General features: G+C 39.2%; 14 protein-coding genes. 7 read left to right on the top strand and 7 right to left on the bottom strand.

The annotated features are described in order from the left end of the window. Positions 1–30: 30 nt before the first annotated feature. The 3 genes from ilvC to AC1M9N_RS09500 form a co-directional block, all read right to left on the bottom strand. Positions 31–1,047, bottom strand: a complete 1,017-nt coding sequence (gene ilvC / locus AC1M9N_RS09510; RefSeq protein WP_035265630.1) for a ketol-acid reductoisomerase — start codon at positions 1,045–1,047, stop codon at positions 31–33. A gap of 104 nt (positions 1,048–1,151) precedes the next feature. After that, complete coding sequence (ilvN, locus tag AC1M9N_RS09505) at positions 1,152–1,643, bottom strand: acetolactate synthase small subunit (protein WP_035265631.1); 492 nt, start codon at positions 1,641–1,643, stop codon at positions 1,152–1,154. Continuing rightward, positions 1,640–3,367: an acetolactate synthase 3 large subunit gene (locus AC1M9N_RS09500; RefSeq protein WP_035265632.1), complete on the bottom strand. Its 1,728-nt coding sequence runs from the start codon at positions 3,365–3,367 to the stop codon at positions 1,640–1,642. Before AC1M9N_RS09500 ends, ilvN begins: the two co-directional genes overlap by 4 nt. A 554-nt stretch (positions 3,368–3,921) precedes the next feature. Here AC1M9N_RS09500 and AC1M9N_RS09495 point away from each other — a divergent pair. The 7 genes from AC1M9N_RS09495 to AC1M9N_RS09465 all read left to right on the top strand — a co-directional run bounded on the left by AC1M9N_RS09495 (position 3,922) and on the right by AC1M9N_RS09465 (position 13,708). Then, the gene (locus AC1M9N_RS09495; protein ID WP_180000565.1) at positions 3,922–4,281 is read left to right on the top strand and encodes a DUF4124 domain-containing protein; all 360 of its coding nucleotides are present in this window, start codon (positions 3,922–3,924) and stop codon (positions 4,279–4,281) included. A 122-nt stretch (positions 4,282–4,403) separates the two neighbouring features. Beyond that, entirely contained in the window at positions 4,404–7,025 is a 2,622-nt protein-coding gene (gene leuS, locus AC1M9N_RS09490) for a leucine--tRNA ligase (RefSeq protein WP_481953620.1), read from the top strand. Between the two features lie 243 nt (positions 7,026–7,268). Further along, on the top strand, positions 7,269–7,832 hold the full coding sequence (locus AC1M9N_RS09485; protein ID WP_035270158.1) for an LPS-assembly lipoprotein LptE: 564 nt from the start codon (positions 7,269–7,271) through the stop codon (positions 7,830–7,832). Positions 7,833–7,838: 6 nt separating this feature from the next. Beyond that, positions 7,839–8,825 carry a DNA polymerase III subunit delta gene (gene holA, locus AC1M9N_RS09480; RefSeq protein WP_035270157.1) on the top strand — a complete coding sequence of 329 codons (987 nt, stop codon included), beginning with the start codon at positions 7,839–7,841 and terminating at the stop codon, positions 8,823–8,825. Between the two features lie 123 nt (positions 8,826–8,948). Then, a complete protein-coding gene (locus AC1M9N_RS09475) occupies positions 8,949–10,301 on the top strand; it encodes a MacA family efflux pump subunit (protein ID WP_481609047.1) in 1,353 nt (450 codons plus the stop codon). Between the two features lie 2 nt (positions 10,302–10,303). Then, positions 10,304–12,280: a MacB family efflux pump subunit gene (locus tag AC1M9N_RS09470; protein ID WP_481610172.1), complete on the top strand. Its 1,977-nt coding sequence runs from the start codon at positions 10,304–10,306 to the stop codon at positions 12,278–12,280. Positions 12,281–12,292: 12 nt separating this feature from the next. Next, positions 12,293–13,708, top strand: a complete 1,416-nt coding sequence (locus AC1M9N_RS09465; protein WP_481954653.1) for an efflux transporter outer membrane subunit — start codon at positions 12,293–12,295, stop codon at positions 13,706–13,708. A 27-nt stretch (positions 13,709–13,735) separates the two neighbouring features. On the opposite strand, the gene AC1M9N_RS09460 is transcribed toward AC1M9N_RS09465, so the two are convergent. From AC1M9N_RS09460 to AC1M9N_RS09445, 4 genes are all read right to left on the bottom strand, one after another. Next, positions 13,736–14,824 (bottom strand): hypothetical protein, encoded by a 1,089-nt coding sequence (locus AC1M9N_RS09460; RefSeq protein ID WP_481954652.1) that lies wholly within the window; start codon positions 14,822–14,824, stop codon positions 13,736–13,738. 7 nt (positions 14,825–14,831) lie between these two features. Next, a complete protein-coding gene (locus AC1M9N_RS09455; RefSeq protein ID WP_481954651.1) occupies positions 14,832–17,309 on the bottom strand; it encodes a T6SS effector BTH_I2691 family protein in 2,478 nt (825 codons plus the stop codon). Then, positions 17,302–17,952 carry a hypothetical protein gene (locus tag AC1M9N_RS09450; protein WP_481954650.1) on the bottom strand — a complete coding sequence of 217 codons (651 nt, stop codon included), beginning with the start codon at positions 17,950–17,952 and terminating at the stop codon, positions 17,302–17,304. Before AC1M9N_RS09450 ends, AC1M9N_RS09455 begins: the two co-directional genes overlap by 8 nt. Further along, a partial coding sequence (locus AC1M9N_RS09445) for a DUF2345 domain-containing protein (RefSeq protein WP_481954649.1) occupies positions 17,924–18,719 on the bottom strand: 796 nt, incomplete at its 5' end. The genes AC1M9N_RS09450 and AC1M9N_RS09445, both read right to left, overlap by 29 nt.

The raw sequence follows: 18,719 nt of genomic DNA, 5'->3' as shown, positions 1-18,719 counted from the left end.
TATAGCATAAAAATCAGCTAGATAAGAAAATTAGTTCTTTTCTTTGTCTACGATTTTGTTTGCTTGAATCCAAGGCATCATCGCACGCAATTTAGCACCAGTGACTTCGATACCGTGAGCAGCGTTTTGACGACGACGAGCAGTCATAGATGGGTAGTTCAATGCACCTTCTTGGATGAACATCTTCGCATATTCACCAGATTGAATACGTTTAAGCGCATTACGCATCGCTTCACGAGACTGTTCGTTGATTACTTCGACACCAGTAACATATTCACCGTACTCAGCATTGTTAGATACAGAGTAGTTCATGTCCGCGATACCGCCTTCGAACATTAAGTCAACGATCAATTTAAGTTCGTGTAGACATTCGAAGTAAGCCATTTCTGGCGCATAACCAGCTTCAACAAGAGTTTCGAAGCCCATTTTAACAAGTTCAACAGCACCACCACAAAGAACTGCTTGCTCACCGAAAAGGTCAGTTTCAGTTTCTTCACGGAATGAAGTTTCGATAATACCTGTACGACCGCCACCAACACCTGAAGCGTAAGAAAGCGCAAGGTTACGTGCATTACCAGAAGCATCTTGGTGAATCGCGATAAGATCAGGAACACCTGAACCACGTTGGTATTCAGAACGTACAGTGTGACCAGGTGCTTTTGGAGCAACCATGATTACGTCTAAGTCAGCACGTGGAACAACTTGGTTATAAAGAACAGAGAAACCATGAGCAAATGCAAGAGTAGCACCTTGCTTGATGTTTGGCTCAATTACATCACGGTAAAGTTGAGCTTGGAATTCATCTGGAGTCAAGATCATTACTACGTCAGCTTGAGCTACAGCAGCAGGAACTTCAGCAACTTTAAGACCAGAATTTTCAGCTTTTTTCCAAGAAGCAGAACCAGCACGTAAACCAACAGTTACGTCAACGCCAGAATCTTTAAGGTTAAGCGCGTGAGCGTGACCTTGTGAACCGTAACCAATGATTGCTACTTTCTTAGATTGGATGATAGATAAGTCGCAGTCTTTATCATAAAAAATTTGCATTGCTGTCTCCGCTAAAATGCTTTGGCTTCCGTTTGATTAGCGAATGTTAATGTGGTTCGCCAACCCCCTCCTCTCGGAGGAGGGAAGAATTTGTTAATAAAAAATTAGATTGTTAAAACTTTTTCGCCACGTGCGATACCAGACACACCTGAACGTACAACTTCAAGAATGGTATTCTCTGCCAAAGCATCAATAAAACCATCAATTTTCTCAGTTGTACCCGCGATTTGAATCGTGTAAGTCGTTGGTGTTACATCCACGATTTGTCCGCGGAAGATATCTGCTGTGCGTTTAATTTCAGCACGCGCAGAACCCAAAGCTTTTACTTTGATTAACATCAATTCACGTTCAATGTGTGAACCTTCAGAAAGGTCAACCACTTTAACCACTTCAACAAGTTTGTTGAGTTGTTTTGTGATTTGCTCAATCTTGTGATCATCACCATAAGTCGTCAATGTCAAACGAGACATTGTTGGGTCTTCTGTTGGCGCAACGTTCAAAGTTTCAATGTTATAACCACGTTGTGAGAACAAACCCACTAAACGTGAAAGCGCGCCAGATTCGTTCTCAATGAGAACAGAGATGATATGTCTCATGCTGTGCGCTCCCCTTTAGATAACCACATATCTGTCATAGATTGACCCGCGATTAACATCGGATAAACATGCTCAGTACGGTCAACCATCACGTTGATGAATACACATTTATCATTAATCGCCATTGCTTCTGCAAGCTTCGATTCAAGCTCATCCGCATGATCAATTTGAATACCTACATGTCCGTAAGCTTCCATCAACTTCGCAAAGTCAGGCAATGACTCAACATATGAACTTGAGTGACGACCTTCATAATTCATATCTTGCCATTGTTTCACCATACCTAAAGCACGGTTGTTTAAGCACAAGATTTTAACATTTAGGCCATATTGCTTACATGTTGAGAGCTCTTGGATACACATCTGAATGGATGCTTCACCTGTAATACAAACAACTTGTTGGTCAGGGAATGCAAGCTTAGCCGCCATCGCATATGGAAGACCAACACCCATCGTGCCTAAGCCACCTGAGTTAATCCATTGACGTGGACGTGTGTATTTGTAATACAACGCACCAAACATCTGATGTTGACCAACGTCAGAAGTGATGATTGCTTGGCTGTTCGTTACTTTATCTAAAGCTTGAACAACTTGTTGAGGTTTCATCGTACCGTCAGTTGGTTTTTCATATTTCAAACCATGAACCTGACGCCACTCATTGATTTGTTTCCACCAATCCGCAATAGCTTCAGGGTTCGGCTTAGAAATATTCAGCTGTTTTAATTGCGCTAACATTTCTTGAAGAACTGGCTCTACAGCACCCACGATTGGGATATGCGCCATGATTGTTTTTGAAATCGTCGCAGGATCGATATCAATGTGAATCACTTTCGCATTTGGACAGAATTTTGCAGGATTATTGGTTACACGGTCATCGAAACGCGCACCAACACATAGAATCACATCAGCGTGACCCATGGTCATGTTCGCTTCATATGTCCCATGCATACCCAACATACCAATAAATTGAGGATCATTACCAGGGAATGCACCTAGCCCCATCAATGTGTTGGTTACTGGATAACCCAATAGATGTGCTAATTCAGTCAATAAATGTGATGCATTGCCTTGAACAACACCACCGCCCGTATAAATAATAGGACGTTTAGCATTGATCAATTCATCAATAGCTTTGCGGATCTGACCAGTATGACCACGATGTGGCGGCTGGTAAGAGCGCATTTTTACTTTTTCAGGATATTCGTATGCAAATTTTTCAGCAGGGTTTGTTGCATCTTTTGGAATATCAACAACCACAGGACCTGGACGACCTGATGACGCGATATAGAAAGCTTTTTTAATAACCGCTGGAATTTCACTCGCATGACGCACTTGGAAACTGTGTTTCACGATTGGACGAGAAATACCAACCATATCCGTTTCTTGGAATGCATCTTCACCAATCAAATGGCTTGCAACCTGACCAGACAAAATCACCATTGGGATTGAGTCCATGTAAGCTGTCGCGATTGGTGTCACAGTGTTAGTCGCACCTGGACCCGAGGTCACCAGTACAACACCTGTCTTACCTGTTACGCGCGAGTATGCATCTGCCATATGACCAGCAGCTTGCTCATGACGCACGAGGTAATGATTAATTTTGTCTTGTTTGAATAGCGCGTCGTAAATGTGTAAAACTGCGCCGCCTGGATATCCAAAAACATGTTCAACGCCTTCGTCCGCCAATGCGCGAACAAGCATTTCACCACCAGATAAAAGTTCCAACGTATTCACCCTAATCTTATTTCCACGACGGTTATGGGAGACATAAGTCGTGTTTCATTCATTCGTTTGTATGCACTGTTATAGCACACATATTTCATCGTTTTTGCTGCAATAATAAAATTTTTCGATCACAACCGTTTGAGTTGCGACTGCATATTCAACATGTTGGGATAAACATATTTCTGCTATTTCATTGTCTCGGCTTAGAGACAACGTTATTGCAAGCTATGATATTTATTCGAAGGGTGATCGAACAAAACATATAAAACTAGAGCAGCATTTTTAGTTTTTTCACGACCAAAGTCAAGGTTTGCCGAAACCTTTTTATTGTTTATTTACCAACCGATTATTTTTCAAACGATAACTTTTGGTTGGATGATTTATAAAAAAAATTTCAAACACTTATTTTTAATATTTATATAAAACAATTTATACGCAAAATGATTTTTTTGATTAAAATAAAACCAATTAATCTTCATCAGTTTCTCGCAAAATACTGCGATATAAACGTGTAAAAAAACTCATTCCCCTCTTATTTCTTTATAGGTGAAGTCATGAATTCACTAGCATCATCTTTAAAACTTTCTTGTTTAGCATCAACGGTCGTTTTCGTTTCTATTTGTTCATCTATGGTGCAGGCAAAAGAATATTACAAATGGGTCGATCAAAATGGTTCAACCCACTACACCACCACCCCACCACCAAAATCAGCAAAAAAGAAAGGGAAAGTTGAAACGTATGGTTGGAAAGCACCAACAACATCTGTCAATACAAATACAAACCAGAGCGAAGCTCCTCAAACCTCACAGACTCAAACGATACCAACGCAACAGCAAACAAAGAGTGCTTCAAATACTGAGTCACAAAACACAAATGCTGCTCCATTAAGCGAAACTCAAGTTTCAAATGAGTGAATTTGTCTTTTTGATCTTAATTTAAGTTTTGCATCCATTTTCAGTCTGTAAAATTCACTTTTAGGTGCTTTTTGCGCTATGCTGTGCGCTAAATTTTTTAACCGTTCTCTTGTATTACGTATATGACTACTCACATTGACTCTGAATACCAAGCCAGTGCGATTGAGCCCCAAGTTCAACAGGACTGGGAATCTCGCAAAGCCTTTAAAGTTGCCGACACTGTAGAAGGTCCACGTCGATATATCCTCTCGATGTTCCCTTACCCAAGTGGCAAACTGCATATGGGTCATGTACGTAACTACACGATTGGTGACGTGATCAGCCGCTTCCACCGTCTCAAAGGTGAAACTGTATTACAACCTATGGGTTGGGATGCGTTTGGTTTACCTGCTGAAAATGCTGCGATTGCACACCAAGTTGCACCGGCAAAATGGACCTTCGAAAATATCGATTACATGCGTAATCAGCTTAAAAAATTAGGTCTTGCGGTTGATTGGGATCGTGAATTTGCAACGTGTACACCAGAATATTATCGCTGGGAACAATGGTTATTCGTTCAGCTTTATAAAAAAGGCTTAATCTACCGTAAGCTTTCAACGGTAAATTGGGATCCTGTAGACCAAACTGTACTTGCAAATGAACAAGTAGAAAATGGTCGTGGTTGGCGTTCAGGTGCATTGGTAGAAAAACGTGATATTCCAATGTACTACTTCCGCATTACCGACTATGCGCAAGAATTACTTGATGACTTAGACACACTCAAAGACGGTTGGCCACAACAAGTCCTTACGATGCAACGTAACTGGATTGGTCGCTCACAGGGTATGGAAATTACCTTCCCTTCAGCAAATCCTGAAATTTATGCAGATGGCCTAACTGTATTTACTACACGTGCTGACACTTTAATGGGTGTAACTTATGTTGCAGTTGCAGCAGAACACCCGATGGCGCTTAAAGCTGCGGAAAATAATCCTGAACTCGCTGCATTTATTGAAGAATGCCGTATGGGTTCTGTGGCAGAAGCCGACCTCGCTACTGCTGAAAAGAAAGGCATGGCAACAGGTTTGTCAGTTAAGCACCCTGTAACAGGTGAAGAAGTTCCTGTTTGGATCGCAAACTATGTATTGATGTCATACGGTTCAGGTGCGGTGATGGCGGTGCCTTCACACGATGAACGTGACTTCGAGTTTGCTAACAAATACGGCTTAACCATTAAGCAAGTCATTGATGCGAAAGGCGCTGATGATAATGATTTTGATGCGACTCAGTGGCAAGAATGGTACGGTTCAAAAGAAGGTAAATTGGTCAATTCAGGCGAATTTGATGGTTTAGACTTCCAAGGTGCATTTGATGCTTTCCTTGCAAAATTAGAACCACAAGGTCTTGCAAATGTAAAAGTTCAATTCCGTTTACGTGACTGGGGTGTATCTCGTCAGCGTTATTGGGGTTGTCCGATTCCAATGATCAACTGCCCAACATGTGGTCAAGTGCCAGTACCTGAAGACCAACTTCCTGTTGTACTTCCAACTGACGTTGTACCAGATGGTTCAGGTAACCCTCTCAACAAGATGCCTGAGTTCTATGAAACGAAATGTCCAAGCTGTAACGGCGATGCACGTCGTGAAACAGATACACTTGATACATTTGTAGAATCATCTTGGTACTATGCTCGTTACGCATCGCCTGACTTTACTGGTGGTATGGTTAAACCTGAAGCGGGACAAACTTGGCTTCCTGTAAACCAATACATCGGTGGTGTTGAACACGCGATTCTGCATTTGTTATATGCACGTTTCTTCCACAAATTGATGCGTGATGAAGGTGTAGTACAAGGTAACGAACCATTCACCAACTTGTTAACGCAAGGTATGGTACTTGCTGATACCTATTACCGCGAATCTGAATCAGGTAAGAAAACGTGGTTCAACCCTGCGGATATCGAACTTGAGCGTGATGAAAAAGGTCGTATCACATCTGCAAAATACAAAGGTGATGGTCAAGACGTTATCGTTGGCGGTCAAGAAAAAATGTCGAAATCGAAAAATAACGGTATCGACCCACAATCTATTATTGACCAATACGGCGCAGATACGGCACGTGTATTTATGATGTTTGCTGCGCCACCAGATCAATCTTTAGAATGGTCTGATGCAGGTGTAGAAGGTGCTAACCGTTTCTTAAAACGTGTATGGCGCTTGGCAACTGGTTTCCTTGAACAAGGTAATACTGCATCAGCGATTGATAAAGCTGCGCTTTCAACTGCGGCTCAAGACTTACGTCGTAAGACTCACGAAACCATCCAAAAAGTGGGTGATGACATCGAACGTCGTCATGCATTTAACACTGCGATTGCAGCGATGATGGAACTTCTGAATGCAAACAATAAGTTTGAAGCGAAAGATGATAACGATGTTGCTGTTGCACGTGAATCGATTACGACGCTTTTAACTTTACTTGCTCCATTTGCACCGCATTTAAGTGAAACGTTATTGGCGCAGTTTGGTATCGAGTTAAATGCAACATTATTCCCTCAAGTGGATGAATCTGCATTAACACGTAATACACAAACCATTGTGGTTCAAGTGAACGGTAAGCTTCGTGGCAAACTTGAAGTGTCTGTAGATGCATCGAAAGATGACATTCTGGCGCAAGCAAAAGCATTGCCTGAAGTACAACAATTCTTAACAGGTCCAACCAAGAAAGAAATCGTTGTTCCGAATAAATTAGTGAATTTGGTGGTTTAAGAACCTTAAAGCCTCCCTGAGTAAGATATAAAGCACAGCTTTAGATCAAAGCGCAAGAAAGGGAGCTTTGGAGGGATTTAATTTCCATTGCGAAGCATTGCTTCTCACCTCTTTTAAAAAGAGGGGAATATAAGGATTTCACAATTCCCAAACAAAGCCCGTTGCCAGTCAACGGGCTTTGCACATACAATCAGAATATTCAAAATTTATCCTGAGTCTCAGGAAATACACAGAGGATCTACAATGCATTTGAGCAAACGTTTAGCTATTGCTGTTCTAACTTTAGGCTTAAGCGCAACTATGGTCGGCTGTGGATTTCATCTAAAAGGGACCAATCCAACTTCAACGCCACTGGCTTATACAAAGCTTGAATTAGCACTCCCTGCCAATACTTCTGATTTAGAGCGTAAACTCAGTGTTTATCTCACTGCTGCAGGTGTGCAACTGAGTAATTCCAACGATGCATATGTATTACGTATCATCGACTATAAGCCAATTCGCCATGAGCTCAACGGCAAACTCATTGAAGTTCTACTTAGACTTTCTGTGACTTTCCAAATCGAAGATCGTCAAGGTAACTTGGTGACAAAACCTCGAACTTTAACTGCGACACGTACATATCAATATAATGTTGCAACCGTGAACACAGATGATCAACAAAATAAATATCTCAGTGAAATCTTAATTGACGATGTCGCTCAACAGATCTCTCGTCAAATTGCTGCAAACCGTCTGCCAAAAGCAGAAGCAAATGTACTGTTACCTGTGCAACAAACTTTTGAACCTACTGCCTCTGAAAATCCGTAACTCAGAATGAAGTTAGATTATCTACAAGCATTAAAACGTGTAAACGAAGCACGTGGTGCATGGGTATTACATGGTCAAGAACCTTTACTTGAGCAAAATCTTTTAGATGCTTTCCGTCAAAGTTGGATCATCAATCACGTGGAAAGAGAGCGCTATGACATCCAAAGCGTTGCTGATTGGAAAAATGTATTTAATGCACTCAACAGCCTTTCTCTTTTTTCACAAAATCTCGCAGTAGAGGTCCATGGCAACATTAAGCCAGATGCCAATGCGTTAAAGTTACTCAAGCATTATATCCAGCATAATGAACACAACTTGTTGTTGATCATTATGCCTAAGCAAGATAGCAGTAGCTTAAAGTCGGCGTTTTTTCAAACGATTGAAGCCAATGGCGTCTTGGTTCCTCTTACAGCAACTTATGCGCAAGATCGTCAGCGTATACTCAGCATAGAAGCTGATAAAATTGGGATTCAACTGAGCCAAGATGCATGGCAATGGCTCGAAGTCCACCACGAACATAATTTATTGGCTGCTAAAAACAGCTTAATGCGTCTGGCAGACACGTTCCCCGATGTACAGCATCTTGAAATGCAACATTTGCTCGAATGCTTACAAGATCAATCACGCTATACCACTTTTGACTTAAGCGATGCATTAATTTCAGGCAACCTAAGTCAAGCGATCAAAATATACCAATATTTAGTCGAAGCTGGCGAACCACACAGTTTAGTATTATGGACGGTAAGCAAAGAAATGCGCTTACTGATGCAACTTTTTGAGCAACCACAAAATGCATTACAACTCGGCATCTGGAAAACCAAAGTCAGTCTTTATCAACAAGCCTTGAGACGTCTTAATCCCAAGCAATTTCTCACATGGCCACAATTGCTATTAAGAATCGATGCTGCCATCAAAGGCAAAAATAATGAAAATCCAGAACACCTCATGCAACAAGCCATTGCTGAATTATGTGGAAAAACCTTGTTTGCTTAGTTAACGAGCAAGGTCTATTTATAACTATAAAAATGATTATTGATTTTATTTAAGAAAAATACACTTTTTATCCTTATTTCATCATTATAATTCGCTTAATTTCCGTCATTTTTCAATATCGCCATGCAAAAAATAAAACCAACGAAATTGATTATCATCGCGATCATTACGATTGCAGCTATCGCTTTAGCTTGGTATTTCTTTAAACCTAAAGATGAGCAACCTCAGTTTATTACCGCTGAAGTGACACGTGGTGATATTGAAAACTCTGTCCTTGCAACAGGTGTATTAGAAGCGACCAAAATGGTTAGCGTTGGTGCACAGGTTTCAGGTCAGGTGAAAAAAATGTATGTGCAATTGGGCGATCAAGTTAAACAAGGTCAACTGATTGCTCAAATCGATTCCGTTCGTCAGGAAAATGATCTAAAAACAGCTGAAGCCAGTATTAAAAATCAGTTGGCTCAATTGGCAGTCAAACAAGCAAATCTGACTAAAGTTGAGGCGGAATATAATCGCCAAAAAGCCATGTATGCCCAAGATGCAACTTCTCGTGCCGAATATGAGTCCGCATTAGCAAGTTATAAAACTGCTCAAGCCGATATCGTCGCGATGAATGCTCAAATCGAGCAATCTCGTTTATCTCTGGCTACGACTAAAGAAGATTTAGGCTATACCCGTATCGTTGCTCCGATGGATGGCACAATTGTGGCAATTGTGACTGAAGAAGGTCAAACAGTGAACGCGAATCAAAGCGCGCCAACCATCGTGAAATTAGCAAAACTTGACACCATGACGGTTAAGGCTGAAATTTCTGAAGCAGATGTTATGCGTGTTGAGGAAGGTCAAACTGTTTATTTCACTACTTTAGGTAATAGCGAGAAAAAGCATTACGCAACACTGCGTCAAGTTGAACCTGCACCTAACTCAATCAATACAGAAACCAACAACTCAAATTCATCTTCATCAAGCACAGCTGTGTATTACAACGCTCTATTCGATGTTCCTAATGAAGATGGAAAATTGCGTATTGATATGACTGCTCAAGTTTATATCGTGTTAGATGAAGTAAAGAATGCACTGACTATTCCATCTTCTGCTGTTCAAAGCTCTAATCGTCCTGCTCGCCAGCGTGGTGCAAATGCGGGTTCAAATGCCCAAGAACGTAATGAACAAGCTCGTGGTGAAGGGCGTGCCGAACGTTCATCAGCTGATCGTCCTAAGCGTTTAGAATTAACCGCTGAGGAAAAGGCATTAGTCGATCAAGGTAAAGCTTCCATGGCTATGGTACGCGTACTTCAAGCAGATGGCACAGCCAAACCGACCCCTGTTCTTATCGGTCTAAATAACCGTGCAACAGCACAAGTTTTACGCGGTTTAAAATTAGGCGATAAAGTTGTAATTGCGGATGGCTCTGATTCATCAAATGACTCAGCTAAACGTGGCGCACGTGGTGGCGCTGGTCCAATGAGAATGTAATTATGAGTCAGACGAGAACACCTCTACTCGAGGTCAAAAACCTGACCCGTGAATTCCCTGCTGGTGAATCTACTGTGCAAATTCTAAAAGGGGTAAATCTTGAGATTTATCCTGGAGAATTGGTTGCCATTGTAGGTCAGTCAGGCTCAGGAAAATCAACACTGATGAACATCTTAGGATGTTTAGATAAACCGACCAATGGTAGCTACAAGGTTAAGGGCCGCGAAACACGTGAGCTAGAACCTGATGAACTTGCTCAATTACGCCGTGAATATTTCGGATTCATCTTCCAGCGCTACCATTTACTTGGTGACTTAAATGCAGCTGGTAATGTCGAAGTCCCTGCGATCTATGCCGGCGCTGATGCTTCTGAACGCCATGATCGTGCGGTTCAACTTTTGTCCGATTTAGGGCTAGGTGAAAAAACCCAAAACCGCCCAAGTCAACTTTCAGGTGGTCAGCAACAGCGTGTTTCGATTGCTCGCGCGTTGATGAATGGCGGTGATGTTATTCTCGCCGATGAGCCTACTGGGGCATTAGATAAAAACAGCGGTATTGAAGTGATGCGTATTTTACGCGAGCTGAATGCCAAAGGTCATACCATCATTCTCGTTACTCATGATCACAATGTTGCCAAAAATGCGACTCGTATTATTGAGATTTCAGACGGTAATATTATTTCTGATGAACCCAATGTTCCTGAGATTGATGATGGCTTTGAACGTGAAGAATTGATTCGTGCTGAGCAAAAGAAAACATCGTCTTGGCGTTCAGCTTTAGACCGTTTAGGTGAAGCTTTCCGCATGGCGCTTCTGGCCATGAATGCTCATCGAATGCGTACTTTTTTGACCATGCTCGGAATCATTATCGGGATCGCATCTGTCGTTTCGGTTGTCGCACTTGGTAATGGATCACAAAAACAAATTTTAGAAAATATTAGTAGTTTGGGCACCAATACCATTACGGTCTACCAAGGACGTGGTTTTGGTGATAACTCCCGATCTTCTCAGGCCAAGACCTTAATCCCTGCTGATGCTGATGCATTAGCGGAACAGCCTTACGTAGATGGTGTAAGTCCTTCAGTCAATAGTTCTGTCACGGGAAGATATAAAGATGTAGAGGCATCCACGACAGTCAATGGCGTGAGTGAAGACTTTTTCTATGTGCGTGGTTTAACGTTTAAATCAGGTCAACCATTTGACAAACATAGTGTTACTGAACAAGCCCAAGATGTTGTGATTGATACCAATACCCAAAAGACATTCTTTAGCGATGGTACGGATCCTATTGGACAAGTAATTCTATTGGGCAGTGTACCTAGTCGTATTATTGGTATCGTAGATGCTCAACAAGGTGCAATGGGTAATTCAGATAGTCTTAATGTCTATCTCCCTTACTCAACCGTCATGAGTCGAATGCTTGGACAGTCGAATGTGAGAAGCATCATCGTTCGTGTAAAAGATGAATATTCAAGCACTGCTGCTGAAAATGCAATCTTGAATTTACTCGTTCAACGCCACGGGGCGCAAGACGTGTTCACTCAAAATGCGGACAGTATTCGTGAAACCATCCAGCAAACTACCGCTACAATGACTTTACTCATTTCTGCGATTGCTGTGATTTCTTTAGTCGTTGGTGGTATCGGTGTCATGAACATTATGTTGGTGTCTGTCACTGAACGAACGCAAGAAATTGGTGTGCGAATGGCCGTGGGTGCTCGACAAAGCGATATTTTGCAACAATTCCTGATTGAAGCCGTATTAGTGTGTATTTTAGGCGGTATCCTTGGGGTGTTATTATCACTGGGAATTGGTCAGCTGATTACACACTTTGCTGGTGGCACGTTCCAAATGGCGTATTCAACCACATCAATAATAGCTGCATTCGTTTGTTCAAGTTTAATCGGGATCGTATTCGGTTTTATCCCAGCACGAAATGCTGCTCGTTTAAATCCTGTCGATGCACTGTCAAGAGAATAATAAGGTATAACTATGCGTAATCAACTTCATAAACTGTTCATGACCTTAGCATTAACAGGCTCTTTAGTCGGCTGTGCGGCTGTAGTGAAAACGCCTTATCAAGCTCCTGCAGCCGATATTCCACAGGGCTTTCAAAACAGCCAACAACACAGCCAAAATATCCACCAACAGGCTTTTCATGATCAATGGTGGACATTATTTGGTGATGCACAGCTCAACCAATTGGTTGAACAAGTGATTGCCCGTAATACTGATTTAGCTGTTGCTGGGATTAATTTGCAACAAGCACGCATTCAAGCCAAGCAATCTGAAAGTCAGCAAGGTGTGCGTATTGGCAATGCAGGTGCATCGGTCGGTCATCGTTTTAGTTTAGATGGTGATGGTGATTCTTCAAATGGTATTTCACTGAACTATCCTGGCTTAAGCTATGAGCTGGATTTATTCGGTAAATTGGCCAATCAAACTGAAGCATCTCGATGGGAAGCACTTGCGACTGAGCAAGATTTACAAGCCACTGCACAAAGCCTGATTGCAACAACTGCACAATTGTATTGGCAATTGGGATATCTTAATGAACGCCTATCTGTGGCTCAACAAAATTTGGCGAGTACGCAGAAAACTTATGAATTGGTGCGTACCCAATATCGTGCTGGGGCTGTCTCTGGACTTGATTTGACTTCAGCCGAACAAGCAGTTCAAAGTCAAAAAGCTACGTTAAGCCAGATCGAACAACAAAAAGTTGAAACACGGACTGCTCTTGCAGTTTTACTGAATCAACCTGTTCAACAGTTGAATATTGCGGAGCCACAGCGCTTACCACGTTCTGCCCTACCTCAAATTCAATCGGGCTTACCTGCTGAACTTTTATCCCGTCGTCCTGACTTGCAGGCAGCTGAGTTACGTTTACGTAAAGCATTGGCGAACAAAGATGCCAATAAGGCCAGCTATTATCCTTCGATTAATTTAACTGGCAGCATTAGCACAGGAGGCGCAAGCACATCACTCAGCAACGTGCTGTCGAATCCTGCTGCGATATTGGGTGCGGGTCTTACGCTCCCTTTCCTGCAATGGAATGACATGAAGCTTGATTTGCGTGTCAATGAACTTGAATATGAAAAGTCTATTATTCAATACCGTCAGACGCTATATAAAGCATTTGCCGATGTTGAAAATGCGTTATCCGCACGTAATGAAATAGACAAACAAGTCGCTTTACAAGAACGTAATGTTCAACTCGCTGAGAAAACGGAACAACTCACCCAAGTCCGTTATAAAAATGGTGCTGTGGCGCTGAAAAATTTGATCGATGCCCAGCGCACGACACGTGAAGCACGTTTAAGTTTGGTTCAAGCCAAACAAACTCAGTACAATGCTTATGTGACGTTATTGCAAGCATTGGGTGGAAGTCCGATTCAGCAATTGCCTTAAACAAAAAAGCCCGAAAGGGCTTTTTTATTATAGAAAATTCCAAAACTTCAAATAATTATCAAACCCACGTCCTCGTGTTTGCATAATAAATTCAATAAACGAAGTAAAACACAATAACCCTATATAAGCGCATAGAATACATATTAAATAGTGAGTGAGTCCAAATTTATTTGAATTTAAGCTAACACCTTCAACCTCACAAGCATCATGATCATCTTTAAAAGAATAATTTCTATTAAACACATGAATAAATAGATTACCTAATAATGAAATAAGATAATAAAAGAAAAAGAAAGATCGAGCATAGTCAATAATTTTATTTCTTTTTAAACTTCCAACCTCATCAACCACATATTCATATTTCGAATTAACGTTATTTTCCTTGAAAACATAATCATTATCAAAGAGTGTATACCAAGATTTTTTAATTATACCAAACACTTTTGAATAATAATTTTTTTTCTTAATATGTTTATATTCTTCACCTTCCATATAATTCACTACAAATTGCCAACAAGAGGAAAACTTTAATAGATCTTTTTCATCACTGACTTTTCTAACTAAATAAAAAGGTTGCTCAATATCTTCCTTAGACTTAAATTTAATTTCATGATATTCGATATCTGACTTTATATTTATTTTTTCTACAGTCACATTTAAATCACCCCAATCAACAACAAACTCTTTATCATCAATTTTAGGGAAATATACTTTTTTTAAATTCCGATTAAATCTAATGGGAAATTGACGAAATGAAATAAAGTTTTTATATCCAGCAAACCAACTAAATAAAAAACATCCAGCAATAACAAATATTGTTAAAAATAATATTATAAAAAAATCATCACTTATTGTTTTTGTAAAAAGATCAGGTAATAAATAAGTTAGTGGCGTTAATAAAAAAAATAGGCAAATTAAACCCAACCCAACAACACCACCTCTTGCAAAAAAACTTTTATCATAAAATTCAATATAATTTTCGTTTAGCTCTCGAATATAGCCATAATCAGTTGGTTCTACAATCGGTAAATCTTTTATAGGATAATATCCACCTTGATAATTTTCTTTTTTTTTCGGGTATTTAGTGGTTACACCATAAAGCCTGTGATTAATCATATTATTCCTATGCTGCAATTGCTTTTAATGATATATCAAACTGAGATTTCAATTGATCTAAAGTTTTATACCTTTGATTTCTTAAAGTTCCAAATGAACTCCTTTCCACCCAATCTTGAAGAGCATTGTCCTTATATTTAGCTATCATAATTGATAACCCAATCATTACAGCTGCGATAATTAATCCATAAACCCCGAAAACAGTTAATCCTCTCAATAATGCATATCCTAGCCCCACACCTAAAAAACCATTTACCATTTGCATACTTAATAATGTGTAATTACCTTCTGCAAAAGAATCCGGAGCATCTAATAAATCCATGATGCCGACAGCAATAGATGCACTTCCTCCTAACAATCTAGCACTTAGATTAAGTGAAGTTTTCATAAATCCAGCTTGTTTTGTAAGAGCATCACCAAACTGTGCAAACGAAGCAATTGCTGCCATCGCACCTGCATAAGCTCTGTAACTATTATTCTGGGCATCATGCGCCATCACTTCATCACCATAGGCATCATCCCATAACTTTACAAAAACCCAAGTTTGGAATGCACCAATAATTAAAGAACTACCAGCTAAAAACATCTTAGTTACATTGGGGGCAGATCTATTTAGAGTTTCTTGAACTGACGTTTTTACTCTATCACGCCATTGCAGATCAAAGTCACTTGAGACTGCATTTTTAAGATCTATATTATCTACTGTCACCGCTTTTAAAGCTTGTTCAAAACTTGTAACGTTCTTAAAAACTCCTTTTACAATTACAAGGTTTCTTTTCACCACATGTTTTTTCAAATTTGTTTTTGTTGCTAAATCCAAAATATGTTGATCAATCATGAATTTTAAATTTCTTGGATCTGTTTTAATACTCTGCGCTAAAGCAGGATTTTCTCTGGCTGCTGCTAGAATCATCTCTTTTCTTAACACTGAAGCCAATTTACTTGTTCTGATGTTATTTGTAATAAATGGTTCGAATTTCACTCTGTACAATCCAGCATAACTGATTGCGGCTAAACCTGTATTTAATCCATTTAATATACCTTGAGCTAACAGTATATATAAGGAACCAAAAACGACTGCAAAACCACTACCTAATTTATCAACATGACCCTCAACAGTATTTTGAAATGCACCTGCGAAACTTCCCCAAAGCCCATCCCAGGGTATATCTCTAAACTTATTTTCAACTTCTGGTTTTAGTTTTTTAAATGAATCTCTCACCTTCGCCTTTAAAACATCTTGATTCAATACAAAAACATTTAGCATATAATTTTTTGAAGAGAATTCATTGTAGCTCATCATCTTTAACAATTTATTTTGAATATTATCAAGCACCCCCATACTACCTAACATCAAAATAATTTCTTTACCGTAAGCTATGCCACTATTCATATCAGATGAATCAAACTGATTAGAAAAGTATGCTACTACTCTATTACAATCCAACCATTTTTCATAAATTTTTGACAAGGGTAAAACATTATTTTCATGTAGCCTCTTCTTTTCATCAGAAAATTTTTTCAGCCATTCCTTTCTTTCTGAATGATCAATTTTACTATGATATTTTCTCCATTCTTCTTCGATCTTTTTTCTCAAATCCTGATGTTTGCTAATTTCAAAATCATAGTCACTTTTTTTCCATACATCACCAGATTTTAAAACTAAATCTGCAGCTCGAGATCTTTGAGTCTCTTTATCTCTAACCTCACCAAACTTATAATTTAATACAAGCCCTTCTCTTACACCCTCTTCAAGAGCTAATAAAGTTTGATGAGTAAATGATTGCTTTTCGTATCCTTTAATAGAATTAACTGCTACATATTTTTTCTCAACAGCAGTTTCAATTTCTGCCAATAACATGACTGGATCATGTAATGCAACCAATAATCCTTTTCCTTTATTCAATCTTTCTGCTGTATTAAATAAGTTTTTTTTGAATCTACTTATTACCTCATCTTGAATTTCCATTATTTTATTAATTGGAACATATTCTAAACCTGTAGTAGACCCTATTGATATCTTAGTCATATGACTACGAAACTTTGAATCTTTGATATGATTATCGATAGTTTTTTTTGTCCATTTATGTGCACTAAAACATATCCAGACATTGCGTTTAGTGTTAGCTTGAGGAACGGTAATTAACATTCCATTTAGTACTCGACTGCCATCAGTGGAGCAAATTTTACATATTGTGTTATTAGTTGATGATAATTGACTAACTTTTAATGTATTTGTTAAACCATGTCTGCTATAACAGGTTATCTCTTTAGGTTTTAACTCATCATAAACATATATATACCCTAAATTTCTTAGATTTTTTAATTCATACGAACCTTTGCCAGAAAGATCTGGATAATTATTAGGCTTATTTATAATTAACTTTCTATTTGCAGATGAGTGATATCCAATTCTAGTTAAATATATTGGCAATCCCTTTTTATTACATGTTTTACAATTTGAATTGTCTGGAAGTTTAGACATCATATTCACCATATATTTTACTCAATATTAAATTTACATCTAATACTGAATTATCTACTTCATATCTAAGTTTCTCATTGATTATTTCAACATCACTTAGATTTATTTTAAAATTATTTTTTTTTAAAAGATTTAACCTGTACCAACCACCATTTATAGATATACTCCAACGTTCAATTTTATTTGATAGATTCAAAAAATTCGGAAATACAACAGCTAAATGAAGAGCAACTCTCGGATCGTAAACCCTAAAAACATTTTTTTTATTAAAGGATATAATAGAATCAAGAAATAAAGAAAACTCATCAAAATTCAATTTAGTTTCTATTAAATTTTGCAACAAATAAATTTTATCAAATTCAGAAAAATAGGAATGCGTAGTAATTAAAAATAAATCATCCCATATCATTTTTTTCTTATCAAAAGACATTTTGTTCAAATCAATTAATATAGGGCAAATATTTTTATTTTTAAAAACATTTAAGCCCACAAAATAATATGTTAAACCAAATTCATCAAAAAGTTTATGCAGTTCTGGCCAAAAACCAGACTCTAAGATTGCATAATTAGCCTCAGTAAATTGATTAAAATCTAAAGTAATTTGGCTTATTGTATCAATCGAGTTCAATTGCGGCACTTCCACTGTCTGATGCATCTAATGCTTTATACTCACACATAAGACTTGGTAAACTTAAATTTATATTATTACTTACCACAGGTCCTACGAACTTATGCTGCCCTGCCTTCGCCTCAAACTTGCCTCCTGTGGTTGAGAATACCCCTGAACCATTTAGTTTCACTTGAGAGCCGCCTGCAGTTAGATTAATTTCATTCGGACTGGTGATATAAATCGTATCTTCCGTGGAAATAATCTGCACACCCTTTCTTGCAATCAGGTCAGCACCATCCCCTTGAGCTTGAATCTCAATCTTGCCTTTCCCTGCATACAGTCGCGCTCCCTCTTGCGCGGCAAATAAACTGATCTTCTTGCTGGCATGTCCGATGATGCTGTCTTGCGTACTGGTGTTAATGCTTCCTTGTGCAATCTGGTTGATCTGCCCATCTGCACTGAGGTGGATGTCTTCGTTACTTTCTACGGCAATTGAACTTGGTGAAGCCAAGAGCATGATCGCTTGTTTGAAAGCTGCGGCTTTGCTTTGGTCTTCGCTCTCTAAGTTCTTGAGATAGCCCTGTAGGTTTTCGAGTAAGCTCAGTGGATCAGTTTGTTGATTTTGTGCCACTTCACTCAAAGCTTTGGCGTTGTTTAAGCTACTTTCGAGTTGTTGTTTAGCTTCACTTGCATCTAAATGGTTTGCTTTGGCTTGTTCTTGTTTGTAGGTGGAGATGAGTATGCCTTCGCCTGCTCGTACTGCACCCCATTGGTCTGTTCTGAGTTCGAAACCTTCACCG

It is taken from the genome of Acinetobacter sp. ANC_7655 (assembly GCF_056784015.1).
The sequence above is the reverse complement of the archived record's forward strand: the minus strand, read 5'-3'. Positions and strand labels throughout refer to the sequence as shown.

What these genes read in the sequence shown, in the direction of transcription:
- AC1M9N_RS09475 (WP_481609047.1), top strand. Translation starts at nt 8,949, where the DNA reads ATGCAAAAAATAAAACCAACGAAATTGATTATCATCGCGATCATTACG.
- AC1M9N_RS09460 (WP_481954652.1), bottom strand. Translation starts at nt 14,824, where the DNA reads ATGATTAATCACAGGCTTTATGGTGTAACCACTAAATACCCGAAAAAA.
- AC1M9N_RS09470 (WP_481610172.1), top strand. Translation starts at nt 10,304, where the DNA reads ATGAGTCAGACGAGAACACCTCTACTCGAGGTCAAAAACCTGACCCGT.
- holA (WP_035270157.1), top strand. Translation starts at nt 7,839, where the DNA reads ATGAAGTTAGATTATCTACAAGCATTAAAACGTGTAAACGAAGCACGT.
- ilvN (WP_035265631.1), bottom strand. Translation starts at nt 1,643, where the DNA reads ATGAGACATATCATCTCTGTTCTCATTGAGAACGAATCTGGCGCGCTT.
- AC1M9N_RS09455 (WP_481954651.1), bottom strand. Translation starts at nt 17,309, where the DNA reads ATGTCTAAACTTCCAGACAATTCAAATTGTAAAACATGTAATAAAAAG.
- ilvC (WP_035265630.1), bottom strand. Translation starts at nt 1,047, where the DNA reads ATGCAAATTTTTTATGATAAAGACTGCGACTTATCTATCATCCAATCT.
- AC1M9N_RS09485 (WP_035270158.1), top strand. Translation starts at nt 7,269, where the DNA reads ATGCATTTGAGCAAACGTTTAGCTATTGCTGTTCTAACTTTAGGCTTA.
- AC1M9N_RS09495 (WP_180000565.1), top strand. Translation starts at nt 3,922, where the DNA reads ATGAATTCACTAGCATCATCTTTAAAACTTTCTTGTTTAGCATCAACG.
- AC1M9N_RS09465 (WP_481954653.1), top strand. Translation starts at nt 12,293, where the DNA reads ATGCGTAATCAACTTCATAAACTGTTCATGACCTTAGCATTAACAGGC.
- leuS (WP_481953620.1), top strand. Translation starts at nt 4,404, where the DNA reads ATGACTACTCACATTGACTCTGAATACCAAGCCAGTGCGATTGAGCCC.